Origin of the sequence: Mesorhizobium sp. M7A.F.Ca.CA.001.04.2.1, assembly GCF_003998485.1 — a bacterium.
GTDB lineage: Bacteria > Pseudomonadota > Alphaproteobacteria > Rhizobiales > Rhizobiaceae > Mesorhizobium > Mesorhizobium ciceri.
Genome location: NZ_RZQT01000132.1, coordinates 1 through 16,896 on the forward strand (window position 1 = coordinate 1; position 16,896 = coordinate 16,896).

Here is a 16,896-nt window from a genome sequence, read left to right on the forward strand (position 1 = left end):
GTCGAACCCCTTGTAGTGGGTCGCCGAACTCACACAGCTTTCGCCGACAAGAAGTACTTTTGTCTTCGCCATGATCATACTCTCCTGATTCCGCCAGTCGCTTGTTCTAGCCGGTTTCGCCCGCCCCGATCTCTGGGATCGCGTGGTCGGCGTCGGCCGGCGTTGGCGCCGGCCCTGCCATCTCAGATCAGCAGCAGGCCCTTCATGCTGGCATATCCTTCCGCCCGATGATGATGTGGTCGTGCACCGCGATGCCCAGCCGCTTGCCCGCGTCGATGATCTCCTTCGTCATCTCGATGTCGGCGCGCGATGGCGTCGGGTCGCCTGACGGGTGATTGTGGACCAGGATAATGGCAGTCGCCGAGAGTTCGAGCGCCCGCTTGATCACTTCTCGCGGGTAGACAGGCGTGTGGTCGACAGTACCCGTCTGCTGCACCTCGTCGGCGATCAGCGCGTTCTTTTTGTCGAGGAACAGGATGCGGAACTGCTCGCGCGCCTCGAAGGCCATTGCTGAGCGGCAATAGTCGAGGAGCTGCTGCCAGGACGAGAGGATCTCGCGGCCGTGGACCTCGCCGCGTGCCATGCGCTGCGCCGTTGCGGCGAGGATTTTCAGGTCGAGTGCCACTGCAGGGCCGATGCCCTTGACCTCCTGCAGCAGGCCCACCGGGGCGCCAAGCACTTCGGCCAGCGTGCCGAAGCGTGCCAGCAGCGCCTTGGCCGCCGGTTTGGTGTCGGCACGAGGGATCAGGCGAAAGAGCAGAAGTTCCAGAAGTTCGTAATCGGGCAGGGCGTCCGGACCCGCCAGGGCAAAGCGCTCGCGCAAGCGGTCGCGATGGCCGAGGTAATGCGGCTTTTCGTCGAGCGTCGCCTTGGCTTTCGCAGCAGGCCGCATCGGCGCTTCGGAGAAGAAACTCCGCTCGTCATCGTCGCTTGTGTTCCCCATACCCCGCCCACATTGCTCCGGCACAGACATTAGAGCTGTGCTGGCCTGGATTGAAACAGTTCCGTTCTCCGATCGCGAGACGATCCACGGCAGATCGTGGCAGCCCGCTGTCAGCCTATGGCCTCCCTATACGGCAAGATGAAACCACGATTGCGCAACAAAACTTAACATCACTTAACGCATGCGGCCACTTTCACCTGACATGGTGACGCCACCGGAGGCTCTTTGCCTCGCTATACTGGAGCACGCATGTTCGCCAAAATTGACTCTGGACTATTTGCCGGCCGGGCATCTCTTGCGGTCATGGCAATCCTGCTTTCAGCCCATTCGGACGGCGCGCTGGCGGCAGACGCCATTGCGGTGAATTCCGATGATTTTACCCTGCCGCCCGAGCCTTCCCGTTTCGGGCGCTTCGAACAGAAACTGTCCGACTGGCACGTCGTGCTCGGCGGCGGCGCCATCATCGTCCCCAAATACGAGGGCAGCAATGAATTCAAGATCATGCCGGTGCCTTTCGTCACGGCGACATTCCTCGACACGGTGACGATCGATCCGACTGGTGCCAACATCGCCGTTTATGAACAAGGACCGTTCGCCTTCAGCGCGCGGCTTGGCTATGACATGGGCCGCAAGGAAGACGACTCCGACCATCTGCGCGGCTTGGGGGATGTCGACATGGGCGCGACGGTCGGCGTGAAGGCAGCGGCGAAGTTCGGTCCGGCCGAAATATTCGCGCAGCTGGACAAGACCATCGGCGGCAGCGATGGCCTGGAGGGCAGGGTGGGGATCGAGGTGACCCGGCCTCTGTCTCAATCGTTGATGATCGGCGCCAGCGCGTCCGCCGTGTTCGCCGACGAAAATTACATGCAGGCCTATTTTGGTGTCACGCCCGAGCAATCGGCTCGCTCGGGGCTGGCGCGCTATGATGCCGGCGCCGGTTTGAAGCGCGCCGATTTTTCGATTTCCGCCACATATATGCTCGACGAGAACTGGATGGTGCGCGGCGAAGCGGGGGTCGGCGTTCTCTTGGGTGACGCTGCCGACAGCCCCGTCGTCGTCGAAAAGATCCAGCCTTCAGGGATGCTTCTCGTCGGATATCGGTTCTGACGCCTACCCAGGGCACCAAATGCAAGCTGGACAAGCTCCGGAATGGCACAGCAACGGCACCAAAGCGATTTGAGCGCCGAATCCAGGTCGGCAAGGCAAGGTTCGCGCATCCTCATTGTCGAAGACGATCTGGAGATCGCACGCATGCTGGGCGACACGCTCACCGACAACGGCATGACTGTGGAAATTGCCGAGAGCGGCGTCCAGATGAATGCCGCGCTTCGCACCCGGAAATTCGATCTCATCGTGCTCGATGTCATGTTGCCGGGCGAAAACGGTCTCAACATCTGCCGCCGCCTTCGTGCCGCAACCAACATTCCGATCCTGATGCTGACCGCGCTCGGCGAGGAAATCGACCGCATCTTCGGGCTGGAAATCGGCGCGGACGACTATGTGACGAAACCGTTCAGCGCGCGTGAACTGACGGCCAGGATACGGGCGCTGCTGCGCCGTACAGCCTATGATCCCGACGAGCGGGACTGGTCGAAGGTACTTCGTTTCAACGGCTGGCGCCTTGATCCCATACGCCGGCAATTGCATGACCCCAACAATGCGCGGGTGACGACCACGACGCATGAATTCGACCTGTTGCTTGCGTTTTGTCGCAACGCAGGCCGGGTTCTCTCTCGTGAGGAACTTCTGGGCGTAACCCATGCCGGGCTCGCGGGGCCGATCGAGCGTAGCGTCGATGTCCATATCAGTCGAATCCGCAGGAAGATCGAAAAGGATGCGCGCGATCCGGTGCTTTTGAGGACCGTTCGGTTGGGTGGCTACATCTTCACCGCGACGGTGGAGGAAGCATGAGGGATTTCATCCGCCGTTTCTTGCCACAGTCCGTGCGTGGGCAGTTTGTGGCAATCATTTTCATCGCGGTGATCGTGATCATGTTCGTCGGTTCGGTCGTCGAGAGTTTCATAGAGAATGCCGATCTTCCCGCCGCGGAAGATAACGCCAGGCGTGCGGCCGTTGTTGCTGCCTTGTTGCAAGAAACGCCGGCGCAGGCGCGTGGCGCAATTCTGGCGACAGCAAAGCGGGCCGGCTTTGATTTCGAGATATTGCCCAAGGACCGGATAACCGGCGTTGCCCAATCCTATCTGCAATGGCGAAGTGTCGAATGGCTTTTGCGTATCGACAGGGGGACGGTTGAGGGACGCTGGATAAGGATCGGCGGCCGATACGCGTTTGTCATCGACCTCGACCAGCAGGACGTCCTGGCCCATTTCGGCATGCCCGATTCCTGGCTGACATCGGGCCTCGTCCGTGCCTCGTTCTACAGGTTCATGGCTTTCGTTGCCTTGCCCGTGCTGATCTGGCTGTTTGCGGTTTGGGCCGTGACGGATCCGTTGAAGCGCATCTCGGCGGCAGTCGGTTCGGCCGAGATCGAGAATGGCGACCAGCTCTTCGTCGAACACGGCTCCATTGAAATGGTGGGCTTGGTGCGCGCCCTGAACAGAATGAGGACGCGTATCCGCACGATGATCGAAAACCGCACGCGCATGTTGCGCAGCGTCAGTCATGATCTGCGCACGCCTTTGACGCGGCTGCGGCTTCGCGCCGAGCGCATGGATGATGGCCCAATCCGAACCGCAATCCTGTCCGATGTCCAGCACATCGAAATCTTGATCGATGAGACCCTTACCTACCTGCGCAACGATGTTTCGACGGAGAAGCTGCAGCGCGCCGACATTGCCAGCGTTCTGCAAACCGTCTGCGCCGAATTCACCGATGTCGGATTTCCTGTCTCATATTCCGGGCCGGACCGGCTTCTGGGCTGGTGCAAGCCCAATGCATTGGCGCGTGCGATCGCCAATCTTTGCGACAACGGGGTCAAATTCGCTGGCAATGTCACTGTCGCCTTGACAGCGACCGGCACGGCGGCGCGCATCACGGTAGGGGACGACGGGCCGGGTATTCCGATGACGGCACGTGCCCGTGTTTTCGAACCATTCTTCAAGGAAGATGCGTCGCGCGGCATTGCGTCGAAGCATGGCTTCGGTCTGGGCCTCTCGATCGTTGCCGACATCGTCCAGGGGCACGGCGGCAGGATCGAATTGGAGGACAACCAGCCCAGCGGACTGGTCGTTACCATCGACCTGCCGAATGCCGCGGATGTGCAGTCGGCATAGACGGCCTCCCGCTGGGCAAGATGCGCTCTAAGCCGGCAGGCCGGGGCGATCGAGCTTTTTGGGCGACAGCGTGAAAATCTCGCACCCTGTGTCGGTCACGCCGATCGTGTGCTCGTACTGCGCCGACAGTGAACGGTCGCGCGTCACCGCGGTCCAGCCATCCGACAGAACCTTCACGTGCGGCCTGCCCAGATTGATCATCGGCTCGATGGTGAAGATCATGCCTGGCCGCATCTCGACGCCTTCATTGGCGCTGCCGTAATGCAGGATGTTCGGCGCGTCATGGAACAACTGGCCGACGCCGTGGCCGCAGAAGTCGCGCACCACCGAGCAGCGCTCGCCTTCGGCAAAGGTCTGGATGGCGGCGCCGATGGCGCCGGTGCGGGCGCCCGGCCTGACCGCCGCAATGCCGCGCATCAGGCATTCATGCGTGACTTCGAGCAGCCGCTCGGCGGCGCGCTTGATCGTGCCGACCGGATACATGCGCGAAGAATCGCCGTGCCAGCCGTCGAGGATGTAGGTGACGTCGATGTTGACGATGTCGCCATCCTTGAGCGGCTTGTTGTCGGGAATGCCATGGCAGACGACATGGTTGATCGAGGTGCAGGATGATTTCGTGTAGCCGCGATAGTTGAGCGTCGCCGGCAGCGCGCCGTGGTCCATGCCGAATTCGAAGACGAAGCGGTCTATTGCTTCGGTGGTGACGCCGGGCTGGACCATCGGCACCAGCTCGTCGAGGCAGCGCGCGGTGAGATCGCATGCCTTGCGCATGCCGGCAAAGCCGTCCTCGCCATAGAGGCGGATCTGGCCGGTATTTCTGAGCGGGGCCGTGGCAGCGTCGAGATAGGTGACCATTTTGTCCGTGTAGCGGGTAGGGCCCTGCAGGAGCCGACGTGAAGATCTCCCCAGATTTGGCACTTGAGGGCAAAAGGTTCAAGGAAGAACTGCCCGATGCACCCGCACAGTTCGAGATATTCGCCTTGCATGGGCGGTTCAGCGACCCAAGTGACGACACATTTCTGGGCCAAAAGCCGGTCAAAGCAACTTTTGACGACGAACGGCGTTGCTGCGGTGGCGCCAGTTCGGGAGACAGGAAATGGACAGACTGCAATTCGAGGTGCCGGTGCGCATAGCGCCCGCGCCCGGCCTGCCGGTCGAGGAGATCTACGGCGTCGAACAGGCGCTCGATTTTCTCCAGGACTGGCCTGCGCGCCGTCAGGGCCCGATCTACCAGAAAGCCTTCAACGCCTGCTTTGGGGCCACGGTAGACGTGGTCAAGACCGAGGATGCTTGCCGGGCGTTCATGGCGTTTTGCCGGGCCAGCGGACTGATGGCCAGGGACATGATGACGCCGCGCAAGCGCGGCGGTGAGGCGAGGGCGCTCCAGGCCTGAGGGCCGTCGCCGTTCGCCTGCCCCGGTTCCTACGTCAACGATCGCGTTTGAACGCACACGGCGATGTCGTGAGCGCAGGGCTGCGCCCTTTTCGTCCCGACGACCGCTCCACGCTGCACCCACGTCAGCGCCGTTAAGCTTCCGTTTCCACCTTCCCGGTTACGCCATTGCTTGTTGGCAATGGTTGATTCGTTGCGTCAGTCTCATCGTTCGGAAGATGTCCCCAGAAAAAATCCGTGCATTCCCGATCGACCGTCAGGTATTCTTGGTCAGAGAGGTTGCTGCCAAGCTCGGCAACCTGCATGGCGAGCCCGCCACCTCGTTCTGGAGGGCCAAGGCGTCGGAGTTGCTCGATCTCGTCGTCGGATCGGGCAGGGACAGAACGGCAGCCGGCGACGAAGTGCGCAGGTTCTTCCTGGCCGTGCAAAGAGAGATGTCGGCCGGGGTGGTTGCGGAGCCGATGCCGATTCTTTCCGCTTGAAGAAATCCTGCACAGCTTTGGCTTCCCACTGCATTCTCCAATAGTGCGAGCAGCAATACATCGGTGTTTGCTGCCTTCGACGGCAAGTTCGCTGATCGGGTGCGAACCCATGGCCGCCTATCGCAGGCGGATGCTCTAGGACATCGATGCTCTCTCGCCGCCTCCCGCTGGCCCTAGCCCTTCTCGCTTGCCAGGAAGTGCGCTCGCGCGTTGATCAGCCAGCGAAGCACTTCTTTTTTGAAGCCAATGGACCACTGCTCAAAAATGCACCGAACTTTTTAGCCATTCGTTCATTTATGCGTGCTTTCTAATTTAAGCCATGGCCTTGAATAGCTTCACCCGTGTTCGGCTTGGAATGGACGCCATGCGCCGGAGCACGGGCGCAAACGTCGCCACCATTTTTGCCCTCACCTTGCCGGTCGTTGTCGGCGCTGCGGGCTTCGGCGTCGAGACCTCCTATTGGTACTACAACAGCCTGAGATTGCAGGCGACGGCCGATGCAGCCGCCTATGCCGGAGCGCTCGAACAGATTTCGGGTTCCGACAAGCCGACGATCGTCGCGGCCGCGACCCAGTCCGCGGCGTCGAACGGGCTGGGCTCGGGCACGATCGTCGTCAATACGCCGCCCGCGTCCGGACCGAATACGGCGAAGAAAGCGGTCGAGGTGATCGTCGGCCAGAAGCTCGACCGGATGTTCACCCTGATCTTCACACAGGACAAGGTTCCCGAACAGGCGAGGGCGGTGGCCGTCATTACCGATGCCTCGAGTGCTTGCATGCTCGCGCTCGATCCGTCCGCGTCGCAGGCGGTGCTGTTTTCCGGCAGCACCAGCGTTAAGCTCACCGGCTGCTCGGTCATGTCCAATTCCATCGCCTCCGACGCCATCAAGCTTCAGGGCGCGGCCGGTCTGCAGGCCGATTGCCTGATATCGGCGGGCGGTGTCTCTCTCAGCAATCCCGTCACCACCGTCTGCGCGGCCCCGATCACCCAGGCACTGCCTGCCGGCGATCCCTTTGTCGACCTGCCGGCCCCGGTGGCCGCGACCCCCTGCCTGAACGACAACAAGGCGACGCTCGGTCCAGGCACCTATTGCAGCGGCATGAACCTGAAGGGCAACGTCACGCTTTCGCCCGGCGTTTATGTCGTCCAGGGCAATCTCAAGATAAACGCCAACGCGGCCATCACCGGCGCCGGGGTGACCATCTTCATGTCGGGCAGCTCGACCGTCAGCATGAATGGCAATGCGTCCGTGAAGCTCAGCGCGGCGACTTCGGGCACCTACTCAGGCGTTCTGTTCTACGGCGACAGGACCGGCATGAGTGCATCCAGCACATTCAACGGCACAGCGGACTCGCTTTTGACCGGGGCCATCTATTTCCCCAAGCAGCAAGTGAGCTATCTTGGCAACTTCTCGGGCAATGGCGGCTGCACCAGGGTCGTCGCAAATACGATTCAATGGTCCGGTAATTCAACCATCAATCAGGATTGCTCGAGCCTCGGAGTGCCCAACATTCCAGCCGCGCGGTCCGTGGCACTGTCCGAGTAGCTCCGTGGGGCGCCGGTCGATGCCGATCCTTGGCGATGATTCGGGCGTTGCGGCGGTCGAGTTCGCGATGGTGCTGCCCATTCTGTGCCTGGTGCTGCTTGGTATTCTGGACGGCTGGTCCTACGTAACGAGTTCACTGTCGATGCGCGCCGGTGTGAAGACGGCCGCGAACCTGGTCATGAGCGGATCGACCGATGATGCGGCGACCCGGGCCCTTGCCATTGCGAGCTGGGAAAATCGGCCGGAAGACGGCCAGGTCACGCTAAGCCACATCCGTATGTGCGGCACGACCGTGGTCGACGCTTCCACCATGTGCAGTGGGTCCAAGGTGCCGTCGATCTATGTCCAGATACAGGCATCGGGCACCTGGGTGCCGCCAATTGCCTTCGGCACCTTTGCCGCTCCCACCGTCATCGGTCACCAGGAGGTGATCCGTGTCCGCTAGGGTAAGCGCGTTGCGGCGGGATCGATCGGGCGGGGCCGGGCTGGAGTTCGCGCTGATCGCCCCCTTCCTTGTCATGCTGCTGTTCGGAATATTCGCCTTTGGCTGGTCGATGCACTCGGTCTCCAGTGTTCGCTATACGCTGGAGACGTCAGCGCGCTCGCTGCAGCTTAAGAACACGCTGACCCAAGCCGACATTCAATCGATCGCCACGCAGAAATTGCAGGCCTTGGGGTTCAAGGACGTGAACGTCACGATCGCCATCGACCCGGTGAGCGGTGGCTTCCGCATGGCGCATCTGACCGCCGCCTATGCCTTCGTCATCGACTTCCCCTACTTCAGTTCCTTCCCGATCAACTACGCGACAACCGTTACCGTGCCGCTGCTTGGCAGCGGCTAGGCTGTGGCCTGATAGCCTCGCGCGCCGGGGCTCTGCTTACTTGTACGCCTTGAGCGTGATCAGACCACCGAGAATGGCTATAGCTATCAGGATCAGCGCCCACGACACGATGTTGTGCGACAGACGCCTCCGTCGGCCGCGCAGGGCGCGGTCGCGCCAGCGTTTGGCCTGATCAGCTCCTATGTTTAGTTTATCCATGCCCTTCTCCCCACGAGCAGAATGCGACTCATGCCGGCTGGTGTCCAGATGGCACCGGTTTGGCGGTCGTGGCGCAAGCTTGGCACTCGGCCTGCTTTTTATGCCACGGGGCTAGCTAATATATTCGTTAGTGCTAATATTAAGATTACGTTACGTCATGTTCGACCATCTGTCGGGTGCAATGTGGGGGTTCCAATGAGAGTGGCTGTATTGTGCGCGGCTGTTGTTTTCGCTGCGACCGGTGTCGCTGTTGCCAAGGAAAAGAAGGCGGCGGTCAGTGACGCTGCCGCCTTGTGTTCCACGAAACCGTCGGCCAAGAAGCCCGTTGCAAATCTGGACTGCGGTTTCACCGGAACCGCCAAATCGGAAGACAGCGGCGCAAAGGCAGAGCCGCGTCTCGGATACGACTCCAATCCGTGGATCATAACAGGCTTTTGACTTTGCACTGTCGGATGCCGGTTGAAGCGCTGAAGAGGGTCCTCTTGAGCGGCGCGCGACCCGTTCTCATGTAGGCTCCCGCACGCAAACCAGGCAAATAAATACGGACTTGCCACTCGGGGCTTCGCCCCGTTGTCGCAATGCCGTGAAAGCCCAACTCGACCGTGCAATAAAAAGCCCGCCACGGGGGCGACCTGCGGCGGGCTCTTGGAGCGGCTACATCCCTTAGGAATCGACCACTTTGTAGCAGGATTATGACCCGTGTGGCCGCGTTGGCCTATGGTGTGATCGCGGAAGACTGCGCGTCAGTTGAAGAGAGCAGCAGAGAGCCAAGCGAAATTGCCGACATTGGGAGGGAGGTTTGCGCCAAACGCAAATTTTTCTGGTACGCCCAAGGGGAATCGAACCCCTGTTACCGCCGTGAAAGGGCGGTGTCCTAACCGCTAGACGATGGGCGCGCTCAGACGAAGCGGCTTATACTGGCGTTGTGCGCAACCGGCAACCCGTCAGGTGCCACCTTGGACAACTTTTTTCCAGGCCTGCCAAATCAACGGTTTTGCCGAGGGTTGGCAGGCTTGACGATTAGCGGCGACACCCATCGTTTCGTCATCCACGGGCGGAGCAAGGAGCGCTCCGTCGCGAAGACCCGAGGATGACGAAGTTGGGGACGCTTCGGCCTATCTCGAATGTTCAGGAGGCTGGAACGATATTGCCGGAACGGCCTTGGCGGCTGACAGGCGTAGGCCGTCAAATAGCGCTGCTAGCCGTCACCGCCGCTGCGCCGGCGGCAGCGCCAGTTCCAGTCGCGCTCGGGACCGACGTCGACGTGAACCGATTCTGTGTGGCAGTATGTGCCGACACCGCCGCGACCGGGCATGCTTCTGATGTAGCTCGCCAGTTCCCATTTCGAAACGCCGGGAACCTGGATGTCGGCGGCGGCGCAATACATGTGCAGCGAATTCTTGGCGCCGTTGGCGCGCCGGTTGCGGGCCGGGTCGCGATAGCCTGACGTCACCGTCATCTTGCGGCCGTAGTGGCCTTCGATCGTCTTCAGCACGCGCACCAGCGACGGCTTCAGGCAGGCCACATCGACGCTTTCGTTCTGCTTGAGCAGCCCGTTGGGCGCCAGCCGGGCCATGCCGGCGGCGGACGCAACCTGATAGGAGCCGCCCACTGGCCCCTCATCCTCGTTGAGGTCGACGTCGCTTTCGTCATCGAGGCCGGACTTGCGCTTGATCTCGAACAGGGCCGTCTGGCGCACGCCGGGCAGGGCATCGCTGCCGGTGATGTGACCGCTATCGCCACCGAGCGAAGCCAGCTGTACCGGCTTGGCCGTGGAATTGGCCGAGGCAAGCGTGATGATCGGCTTTGCCGCTGCTGGCGTCGCTTTTGCCTGCGCCGGGGGCTGCTCGCCCGTCCGGGCGTTGCTGATGAGGGGGGCTGGTGTCGCCGAGGCTGGCGTTGCGCCAAACATCGAGGCGAGGAAGCCTTTCTTCTTTGGTGCTTCGGCCTGCGGCATCTCGCCAGCCGTCACATAGACCGGGTTGTTCATGGCCGGAGCGGCAGCGGGCTTCGGCGCCGCCACGTCGCCGTCGGCCGCGGCGATCTGCTGGGCGACCGCATCGGTCTGCTGCGCGGTCTGTGCCTGCTGCGTCAGCGACTGCGGCGTGTTTCCAACGATGGTTTCGGCGCCCGCCGGCATGGTCAGCGGAAAGGCAGCTCCCGGTTTGGACACAGGCACATAGGCGACCTTTTCAGGCAGCGCCGTGTCGCTTGCCGTCATCACGGTCGTCTGCTCCGTCGTGACATCAGACGAATCGGAGGCGGCGATCGCCTTGCCGCTGGAGGCCGCGTTTACATCCGATGCGGTGGCATTGTAGCCGGGCATTCCGACCGACATTGCCGGGTCGCCAGCCGAAGTGCAGGAGGCCAGAAGCAAGGAGCAGAGCGCTGCCACAATGGCGCGGCGTTCTCCCTTTGCGAGGCTCCATCCTGCTGATTTCAAAGTCAAATTCCCCCTCGATGTCCGGTCGGCATATCTTGGCGCGGCATGCATGCGTCGCTGCCAAGGTGACCTTTGTCTCCGATCCGGAAACGAGACCTGTGTCAAATCCGCAAGCCTGGAAGTATTTTTGCAGTGATTGCCGAATTACGGCCGCTTGATGGTTGACGACACCATTTCGCCCGCTTTTGGCGGCCCGTCAACTCACCACACATTACAGTCCGTTACACACGGACCTTCACATAGGTGCCCGGAGCATCACCCAAGGTTTTCATATGCTTGCCCGGTTTGCGGGCAGGCACGCGGGTGTTGTCCTTGGCCTCTATCCAGCCTTGCCAGTGCGGCCACCAGGATCCTGGATGGTCGGTGGCATTGGCTATCCACTGGCTGAAGTCGCCCGTCGGCGTACCCCCGGTCCAATACTGGTATTTGTTGGATGCCGGCGGATTGACGACACCGGCGATATGGCCCGACCCGGCCATCACATACTCGACCGTGCCGCCGAAATATTTCGAGCCGAGGAACACCGAAAGCGCCGGCGCGATGTGATCTTCCTTGGAGGCGAGGTTGTAGACCGGGATCGTGATGTCGCCGAGCGAGACCGTGCGGCCCGCCAGTTCCATCGTGCCTTGCGAAAGGTTGTTCTCAAGATAGCAGTTGCGCAGGTAGAAAGAGTGGTTGGCCGCGGCCATGCGGGTGGAATCGGCATTCCAGTAGAGCAGGTCGAAGGGCAGGGGATCCTTGCCGCGCATGTAGTTGTTGACGACATAGGGCCAGATCAGGTCGCCTGAGCGCAGCATGTTGAAGGCGGTCGCCATCTTGGTGCCGTCGAGATAGCCCTTTTCGCTCATCGACTTTTCCACTGCCGCGACCTGTTCTTCGTCGACGAACACCTTCAGGTCGCCGGCATAGGTGAAGTCGACCTGCGTGGTGAAGAAGGTCGCCGACTTGATGCGGTCGTCGCCCTCTTGCGCCATCAGCGCCAGTGCAGCCGCCAGGAGCGTGCCGCCGACGCAATAGCCGATCGCGTTGACGTCGCGTTCGCCGGTGGCTTTCTCGACCGTGTCGAGGCCGTATTGCAGACCCTCGCGGATATAGGCTTCCCAGCTCTTGGTGCCGTGGCGCTCGTCCGGATTGACCCAGGAGATGACGAACACGGTGTGGCCCTGTTCAACCGCCCAGCGAATGAAGGATTTCTGCGGGTTCAGATCGAGGATGTAGAATTTATTGATCCATGGCGGGCAGATCAGCAGGGGCCGCTTGAGCACCGTCTCGGTCGCCGGTTCGTACTGGATGATTTCGGCGACGTCGCTGCGGCCGACCACCTTGCCGGGAGTGGTGGCGATGTTCCTGCCGATCTCGAAGGGCGAGTAGTCGGCCTGCCGCAGCTTCAGGTCGCCCTTGCCGGCGGCGATGTCCTCGGCCAGCATCTTCATGCCGCGCACCAGGTTTTCGCCGTTCGAGGCGACGGTTTCGCGGAACAGTTCCGGATTGGTCAGGATGAAATTCGACGGCGAGATGGCGTTGGACACCTGCTTGACGTAAAAGCCGGCCTTGTGGCGGGTGTGCTCGTCAAGACCTTCGGCGTGCTCAACCAGATCGGCCGCCCAGCGCGAGGTGACGAGATAGGCCTGCTTGAGGAAATCGAAGAAGGCGTTGCGGCCCCATTCCGGGTCGAGGAAGCGTTTGTCGCCGCGCTCCGGCTTGACCGCGTCTTCGGTGTCTTGCGCGGCGTTGCTGGTGCGCTGAATGGCGTTGGCCCAGACCGTCATATAGCCGGAGAACAGCCGCGTCTGCGCTTCCAGCGCGCGCTGCGGATCGGCAAGCCAGTATTCGCTGAGCTTGGAAAAGGTCTTCACCATATCGACGACGGGCTCGGCCACATGGTCGCGCACGTCGCCTTTTTCGCGCGGCTCGGCCCAGGCGGAAGCGGCCTTGCCGGCCTGCTCGATCATGCGCGCCATGTTCAGGGCGAAGCGTTCCGGGTCCTTCACCAGATATTGCTCGACGGTCGAAGGCTGGTCATCTTCCGCTTTGCCCGAATCGGGTGTTTTGGACATGGTTGGCGGGGTTCCTCCCGAGGCCTTTTCTTGACATATTAACATGGGACATCCGACCGGGCCAATCTCGCTCTACCTCGGCTGCCAAGGAAACAATATGACGATTAATATTGGCGAGACTGTTTTTTTCGGTTCCGGACGTTTTTGCCGCATCGGCGCGGCGATCGTCCTCATCGGCATTGCCGGGTGCTCGAGTACCAACACGAATGGCCCGACGCCTGTCGCTGTGGGTGCGGGACCGAAGGATACCGGCACCTTCCCGAACCTGAACATCAAGCCGCAAGTGGCGGCGCCGCAGTTCACCGAAGCCGAGAAGAACGCCAAGCTCGCGCAATTGAAGGCGGATGAGAATGCGCAGGCGGCAAAGGGCGGCGGCCCCAAGGTCGCCAACCAGGCGGCGCTGACGGATCTGGCCAAGAAGCATGGCGACGAAACGCTGAAGCAGATCGAAGCCAAATGCGACCCCGCCCTCGACCCTACCTGCAAATAAGTATATAGCGCGCGCCCAACACCCCTTCGCTGTCTGGAACTGCCATGGAAGAATTTCACAAGGTTCGCCGGCTTCCGCCTTACGTGTTCGAGCAGGTCAACCGGCTCAAGGCCAGCGCCCGATCGCGTGGCGCCGACATCATCGACCTCGGCATGGGCAATCCGGACCTGCCGACGCCCAAGGCTATCGTCGACAAATTGTGCGAGGTCGTGCGCGACCCGCGCACGCATCGCTATTCCTCGTCGCGCGGCATTCCGGGCCTGCGCCGCGCCCAGGCCGCCTACTATGGGAGGCGCTTCGGCGTGAAGCTCAACCCCGACACGCAAGTGGTGGCCACGCTTGGCTCGAAAGAAGGCTTTGCCAACATGGCGCAGGCGATCACCGCGCCCGGCGACGTGATCCTGTGCCCGAACCCGACCTATCCGATCCATGCCTTCGGCTTTATCATGTCGGGCGGCGTCATCCGCTCGCTGCAGGTGGAGCCGGACGACGGTTTCATCCCGGCGCTCGAGCGCGGTGTCAAGCATTCGATCCCGAAGCCGCTGGCGCTGATCCTCAACTATCCGTCGAACCCGACAGCGCTGGTCGCCTCGCTCGATTTCTACAAGGATGTGGTCGCCTTCGCCAAGAAGAACGACATCATCATCCTGTCCGACCTTGCCTATTCGGAGATCTATTTCGACGGCAATCCGCCGCCTTCGGTGCTGCAGGTGCCTGGCGCGATCGACGTTTGCGTCGAATTCACCTCCATGTCGAAGACCTTCTCCATGCCCGGTTGGCGCATGGGCTTTGCCGTCGGCAACGAGCGGCTGATCTCGGCGCTGACGCGGGTGAAGTCCTACCTCGATTACGGCGCCTTCACGCCGATCCAGGTGGCGGCGGCACACGCGCTCAACGGCGACGGCGCCGATATCGCCGAGGTGCGCGATATCTACCATAAGCGCCGCGACGTGATGGTCGACGCCTTCGGCCGCGCCGGCTGGACCATTCCGGCACCGGCGGCATCGATGTTCGCCTGGGCGCCGATCCCGGAGCCGTTCAAGCATCTCGGCTCGCTCGAATTCTCCAAGCTGCTCATCGAACATGCCGACGTGGCCGTGGCGCCCGGTGTCGGCTTCGGCGAGCATGGCGACGAATTCGTGCGCGTTGCTCTGGTCGAGAACGAGCACAGGATCCGGCAGGCGGCGCGCAACATCAAGCGCTTCCTGTCGACCAGCGCCAAGCAGCCCAACAATGTCGTGCCGCTCTCCGCTCACCGGTAAGCTTGCCGCACGCAAATTCGATCTGACTTTGAGGGACGTCGCCGGACATGGCTGAAGCATTGCGTGTTGGAATTGCCGGCCTCGGCACGGTCGGTGCATCGGTGGGGCGCGTGCTGCGCGACAAAGCGGTGGAACTGACCCGCCAGTGCGGCCGTGACGTGATCGTCACCGCCGTCTCGGCGCGCGACCACAAGCGCGATCGGGGCGTCGATCTGAGCTCTGCAAAGTGGTTCGACGATCCGGTCAAGATGGCCCAGACCGCAGAAATCGACGTGTTCGTCGAACTGATCGGCGGCGACGAGGGCCCGGCGCGCTCATCGGTGAAGACGGCACTCGAAGCCGGCCGTCACGTCGTCACCGCCAACAAGGCGCTGCTGGCCAAGCATGGCGTGGCGCTGGCCGAGATCGCCGAGAAGAAGGGCGTGCTTCTGAACTACGAGGCGGCGGTGGCGGGCGGCATTCCCGTCATCAAGACGATGCGTGAGGCGATGGCCGGCAATTCGGTCACCCGCGTGTTCGGCATCCTCAACGGCACCTGTAACTACATCCTGACCCGCATGGAGGCCGAGGGCATCTCGTTCGATGCTTGCCTGAAGGACGCGCAGCGGCTGGGCTATGCCGAGGCCGATCCGACCTTCGATATCGAGGGCCACGACACGGCGCACAAACTGTCGATCCTGACCAGCCTTGCCTTTGGCACCAGGATCGCCGCCAACGACATCTACATGGAAGGCATTTCCAACATCACCCAGGCCGACATCCGCGCGGCCGCCGATCTTGGCTACCGGATCAAGCTGCTGGGTGTCGCCCAGCGCACCGAGAGCGGCATCGAGCAGCGCGTGCATCCTACCATGGTGCCGACCGCATCGGTCATCGCGCAGGTGCATGGCGTCACCAATGCGGTGGCGATCGAGACCGACATTCTGGGTGAGCTGCTGCTGTCCGGCCCCGGGGCGGGCGGCAACGCCACCGCATCGGCCGTCATCGGCGACATCGCCGACATCGCCAAGAGCCGGCCAGGCTTCCAGCATGGTCCGGTCTTCGGCCGGCCGGCCAAGGAGCTGAAACCCTACAAGAAGGCGCAGATGCGCAGCCATGCCGGCGGTTATTTCATCCGGCTGACCGTGCACGACCGCATCGGCGTGTTCGCGGCAATCGCCAAGCGCATGGCCGACAATGACATCTCGCTGGAATCGATCGTCCAGCACGCAGTCAACGGCGAGGCGGCGGCACAGAAGACGGTGATCCTTGTCACCCACGAGACGACGGAGGCCGCCGTGCGCAAGGCGGTAGACGGCATCACCAAGGACGGACATCTGACCGACAAACCGCAGGTCATCCGCATCGAACGGGCAGGGTAGCTTTGTCCGACAGTCGCGCGGGACAAGAATTCCGCAGGCATTGAGGTCCGGTCTGGAGGCAGGCAGCCGCCACAGACCGGAACGAATTCGCGTCGACGCCGTTCTCTTGGTCACCAACCAGAGGAACCGCTTCATGGCTGACACCAACAAATCCGACACCCCCGATATCGACGACATCCAGAAGACGTTGGAAAAGCAGATTGCCGAACTGCGCAAGGAGATCACCAAGATCAACAAGAGCATTTCGGCGCGGGGCGCGGAGATGCTCGATGACGCCAGCGAACAGGCGTCCGAGTTGTACGACACCGCGGCGAACCGCGCTTCGCGTACGGCGCAACAACTGCGCAGCCAAGCCCAGGCTGTTTCGGAAGTCGCGCGCGAGAATCCTGGTACGACGACAGCTTTGGTCGGCGTGATCGGCCTGCTCGGCTTTCTGGCCGGCTTCGCCATTGCTCAATCGACGAACGATACCTCCCGCCGCTGGTATTGACCGCAGCGCAATAGGGCCGGGCTTCCGGCCTCAGGCTGCTGACAAACCCCTGGCATTTGCCGGGGGTTTTTGATTCACTGGGTCATGTTGAAGCGACCCGCCCCTGAACAGACCGCGCTCGAGATGGTAACGCTGGATCAGTTGGTTCCGGCTGATC

The 16,896-nt window shown here is 61.9% G+C and carries 16 protein-coding genes, 1 tRNA gene and 1 pseudogene; 12 read left to right on the forward strand and 6 right to left on the reverse strand.

The annotated features are described in order from the left end of the window. Positions 1–182: 182 nt before the first annotated feature. Positions 183–943: pseudogene (gene radC / locus EN955_RS28370) on the reverse strand (DNA repair protein RadC). Between the two features lie 249 nt (positions 944–1,192). On the opposite strand from radC, the gene EN955_RS28375 reads away from it, so the two are divergent. The 3 genes from EN955_RS28375 to EN955_RS28385 are packed head-to-tail and all read left to right on the forward strand — an operon-like array spanning position 1,193 to position 4,176. After that, positions 1,193–2,050 carry a MipA/OmpV family protein gene (locus EN955_RS28375; RefSeq protein ID WP_024505699.1) on the forward strand — a complete coding sequence of 286 codons (858 nt, stop codon included), beginning with the start codon at positions 1,193–1,195 and terminating at the stop codon, positions 2,048–2,050. A gap of 42 nt (positions 2,051–2,092) precedes the next feature. Beyond that, complete coding sequence (locus EN955_RS28380; RefSeq protein ID WP_032899808.1) at positions 2,093–2,854, forward strand: response regulator transcription factor; 762 nt, start codon at positions 2,093–2,095, stop codon at positions 2,852–2,854. Then, complete coding sequence (locus EN955_RS28385) at positions 2,851–4,176, forward strand: HAMP domain-containing sensor histidine kinase (RefSeq protein ID WP_024505701.1); 1,326 nt, start codon at positions 2,851–2,853, stop codon at positions 4,174–4,176. Before EN955_RS28380 ends, EN955_RS28385 begins: the two co-directional genes overlap by 4 nt. A 27-nt stretch (positions 4,177–4,203) precedes the next feature. Here the strand turns inward: EN955_RS28385 and map are convergent, their stop codons facing one another. Continuing rightward, positions 4,204–5,031 carry a type I methionyl aminopeptidase gene (map, locus tag EN955_RS28390; RefSeq protein WP_013532002.1) on the reverse strand — a complete coding sequence of 276 codons (828 nt, stop codon included), beginning with the start codon at positions 5,029–5,031 and terminating at the stop codon, positions 4,204–4,206. Between the two features lie 241 nt (positions 5,032–5,272). Here map and EN955_RS28395 point away from each other — a divergent pair, with 241 nt between their 5' ends. The 5 genes from EN955_RS28395 to EN955_RS28415 all read left to right on the forward strand — a co-directional run bounded on the left by EN955_RS28395 (position 5,273) and on the right by EN955_RS28415 (position 8,438). Continuing rightward, positions 5,273–5,569, forward strand: a complete 297-nt coding sequence (locus EN955_RS28395) for a DUF982 domain-containing protein (RefSeq protein WP_013532001.1) — start codon at positions 5,273–5,275, stop codon at positions 5,567–5,569. A gap of 184 nt (positions 5,570–5,753) precedes the next feature. Then, positions 5,754–6,050: a DUF6074 family protein gene (locus EN955_RS28400; protein ID WP_245265428.1), complete on the forward strand. Its 297-nt coding sequence runs from the start codon at positions 5,754–5,756 to the stop codon at positions 6,048–6,050. 364 nt (positions 6,051–6,414) lie between these two features. Next, positions 6,415–7,596: a pilus assembly protein TadG-related protein gene (locus tag EN955_RS28405; RefSeq protein WP_013531999.1), complete on the forward strand. Its 1,182-nt coding sequence runs from the start codon at positions 6,415–6,417 to the stop codon at positions 7,594–7,596. 19 nt (positions 7,597–7,615) lie between these two features. Then, positions 7,616–8,041 (forward strand): TadE/TadG family type IV pilus assembly protein, encoded by a 426-nt coding sequence (locus EN955_RS28410; RefSeq protein WP_032899810.1) that lies wholly within the window; start codon positions 7,616–7,618, stop codon positions 8,039–8,041. Beyond that, positions 8,031–8,438: a TadE/TadG family type IV pilus assembly protein gene (locus tag EN955_RS28415; RefSeq protein ID WP_013531997.1), complete on the forward strand. Its 408-nt coding sequence runs from the start codon at positions 8,031–8,033 to the stop codon at positions 8,436–8,438. The genes EN955_RS28410 and EN955_RS28415 overlap by 11 nt, the downstream gene beginning before the upstream one ends. A 36-nt stretch (positions 8,439–8,474) precedes the next feature. On the opposite strand, the gene EN955_RS28420 is transcribed toward EN955_RS28415, so the two are convergent. The 4 genes from EN955_RS28420 to phaC form a co-directional block, all read right to left on the reverse strand. Further along, positions 8,475–8,636 (reverse strand): hypothetical protein, encoded by a 162-nt coding sequence (locus EN955_RS28420; protein WP_013531996.1) that lies wholly within the window; start codon positions 8,634–8,636, stop codon positions 8,475–8,477. Between the two features lie 821 nt (positions 8,637–9,457). Then, positions 9,458–9,532, reverse strand: a tRNA-Glu gene (locus EN955_RS28430). A 302-nt stretch (positions 9,533–9,834) separates the two neighbouring features. After that, a complete protein-coding gene (locus tag EN955_RS28435; RefSeq protein WP_024505706.1) occupies positions 9,835–11,085 on the reverse strand; it encodes a YcbK family protein in 1,251 nt (416 codons plus the stop codon). A gap of 215 nt (positions 11,086–11,300) precedes the next feature. Continuing rightward, positions 11,301–13,136 (reverse strand): class I poly(R)-hydroxyalkanoic acid synthase, encoded by a 1,836-nt coding sequence (gene phaC, locus EN955_RS28440; RefSeq protein WP_013531993.1) that lies wholly within the window; start codon positions 13,134–13,136, stop codon positions 11,301–11,303. A gap of 97 nt (positions 13,137–13,233) precedes the next feature. On the opposite strand from phaC, the gene EN955_RS28445 reads away from it, so the two are divergent. The 4 genes from EN955_RS28445 to EN955_RS28460 all read left to right on the forward strand — a co-directional run bounded on the left by EN955_RS28445 (position 13,234) and on the right by EN955_RS28460 (position 16,739). Then, entirely contained in the window at positions 13,234–13,626 is a 393-nt protein-coding gene (locus EN955_RS28445; protein WP_013531992.1) for a hypothetical protein, read from the forward strand. Positions 13,627–13,670: 44 nt separating this feature from the next. Beyond that, the gene (locus EN955_RS28450) at positions 13,671–14,888 is read left to right on the forward strand and encodes an LL-diaminopimelate aminotransferase (protein WP_013531991.1); all 1,218 of its coding nucleotides are present in this window, start codon (positions 13,671–13,673) and stop codon (positions 14,886–14,888) included. Positions 14,889–14,935: 47 nt separating this feature from the next. Then, positions 14,936–16,249, forward strand: coding sequence for a homoserine dehydrogenase (locus EN955_RS28455; RefSeq protein ID WP_024505707.1), 1,314 nt, complete (start codon positions 14,936–14,938; stop codon positions 16,247–16,249). Between the two features lie 133 nt (positions 16,250–16,382). Continuing rightward, complete coding sequence (locus tag EN955_RS28460) at positions 16,383–16,739, forward strand: hypothetical protein (protein ID WP_024505708.1); 357 nt, start codon at positions 16,383–16,385, stop codon at positions 16,737–16,739. Positions 16,740–16,896 lie beyond the last annotated feature (157 nt).

Excerpts from the sequence above, each read along its gene's own strand:
- EN955_RS28375 (WP_024505699.1), top strand. The coding sequence starts at position 1,193 with ATGTTCGCCAAAATTGACTCTGGACTATTTGCCGGCCGGGCATCTCTT.
- EN955_RS28380 (WP_032899808.1), top strand. The coding sequence starts at position 2,093 with ATGGCACAGCAACGGCACCAAAGCGATTTGAGCGCCGAATCCAGGTCG.
- EN955_RS28385 (WP_024505701.1), top strand. The coding sequence starts at position 2,851 with ATGAGGGATTTCATCCGCCGTTTCTTGCCACAGTCCGTGCGTGGGCAG.
- map (WP_013532002.1), bottom strand. The coding sequence starts at position 5,031 with ATGGTCACCTATCTCGACGCTGCCACGGCCCCGCTCAGAAATACCGGC.
- EN955_RS28395 (WP_013532001.1), top strand. The coding sequence starts at position 5,273 with ATGGACAGACTGCAATTCGAGGTGCCGGTGCGCATAGCGCCCGCGCCC.
- EN955_RS28405 (WP_013531999.1), top strand. The coding sequence starts at position 6,415 with ATGCGCCGGAGCACGGGCGCAAACGTCGCCACCATTTTTGCCCTCACC.
- EN955_RS28410 (WP_032899810.1), top strand. The coding sequence starts at position 7,616 with ATGCCGATCCTTGGCGATGATTCGGGCGTTGCGGCGGTCGAGTTCGCG.
- EN955_RS28420 (WP_013531996.1), bottom strand. The coding sequence starts at position 8,636 with ATGGATAAACTAAACATAGGAGCTGATCAGGCCAAACGCTGGCGCGAC.
- phaC (WP_013531993.1), bottom strand. The coding sequence starts at position 13,136 with ATGTCCAAAACACCCGATTCGGGCAAAGCGGAAGATGACCAGCCTTCG.
- EN955_RS28445 (WP_013531992.1), top strand. The coding sequence starts at position 13,234 with ATGACGATTAATATTGGCGAGACTGTTTTTTTCGGTTCCGGACGTTTT.
- EN955_RS28450 (WP_013531991.1), top strand. The coding sequence starts at position 13,671 with ATGGAAGAATTTCACAAGGTTCGCCGGCTTCCGCCTTACGTGTTCGAG.
- EN955_RS28455 (WP_024505707.1), top strand. The coding sequence starts at position 14,936 with ATGGCTGAAGCATTGCGTGTTGGAATTGCCGGCCTCGGCACGGTCGGT.
- EN955_RS28460 (WP_024505708.1), top strand. The coding sequence starts at position 16,383 with ATGGCTGACACCAACAAATCCGACACCCCCGATATCGACGACATCCAG.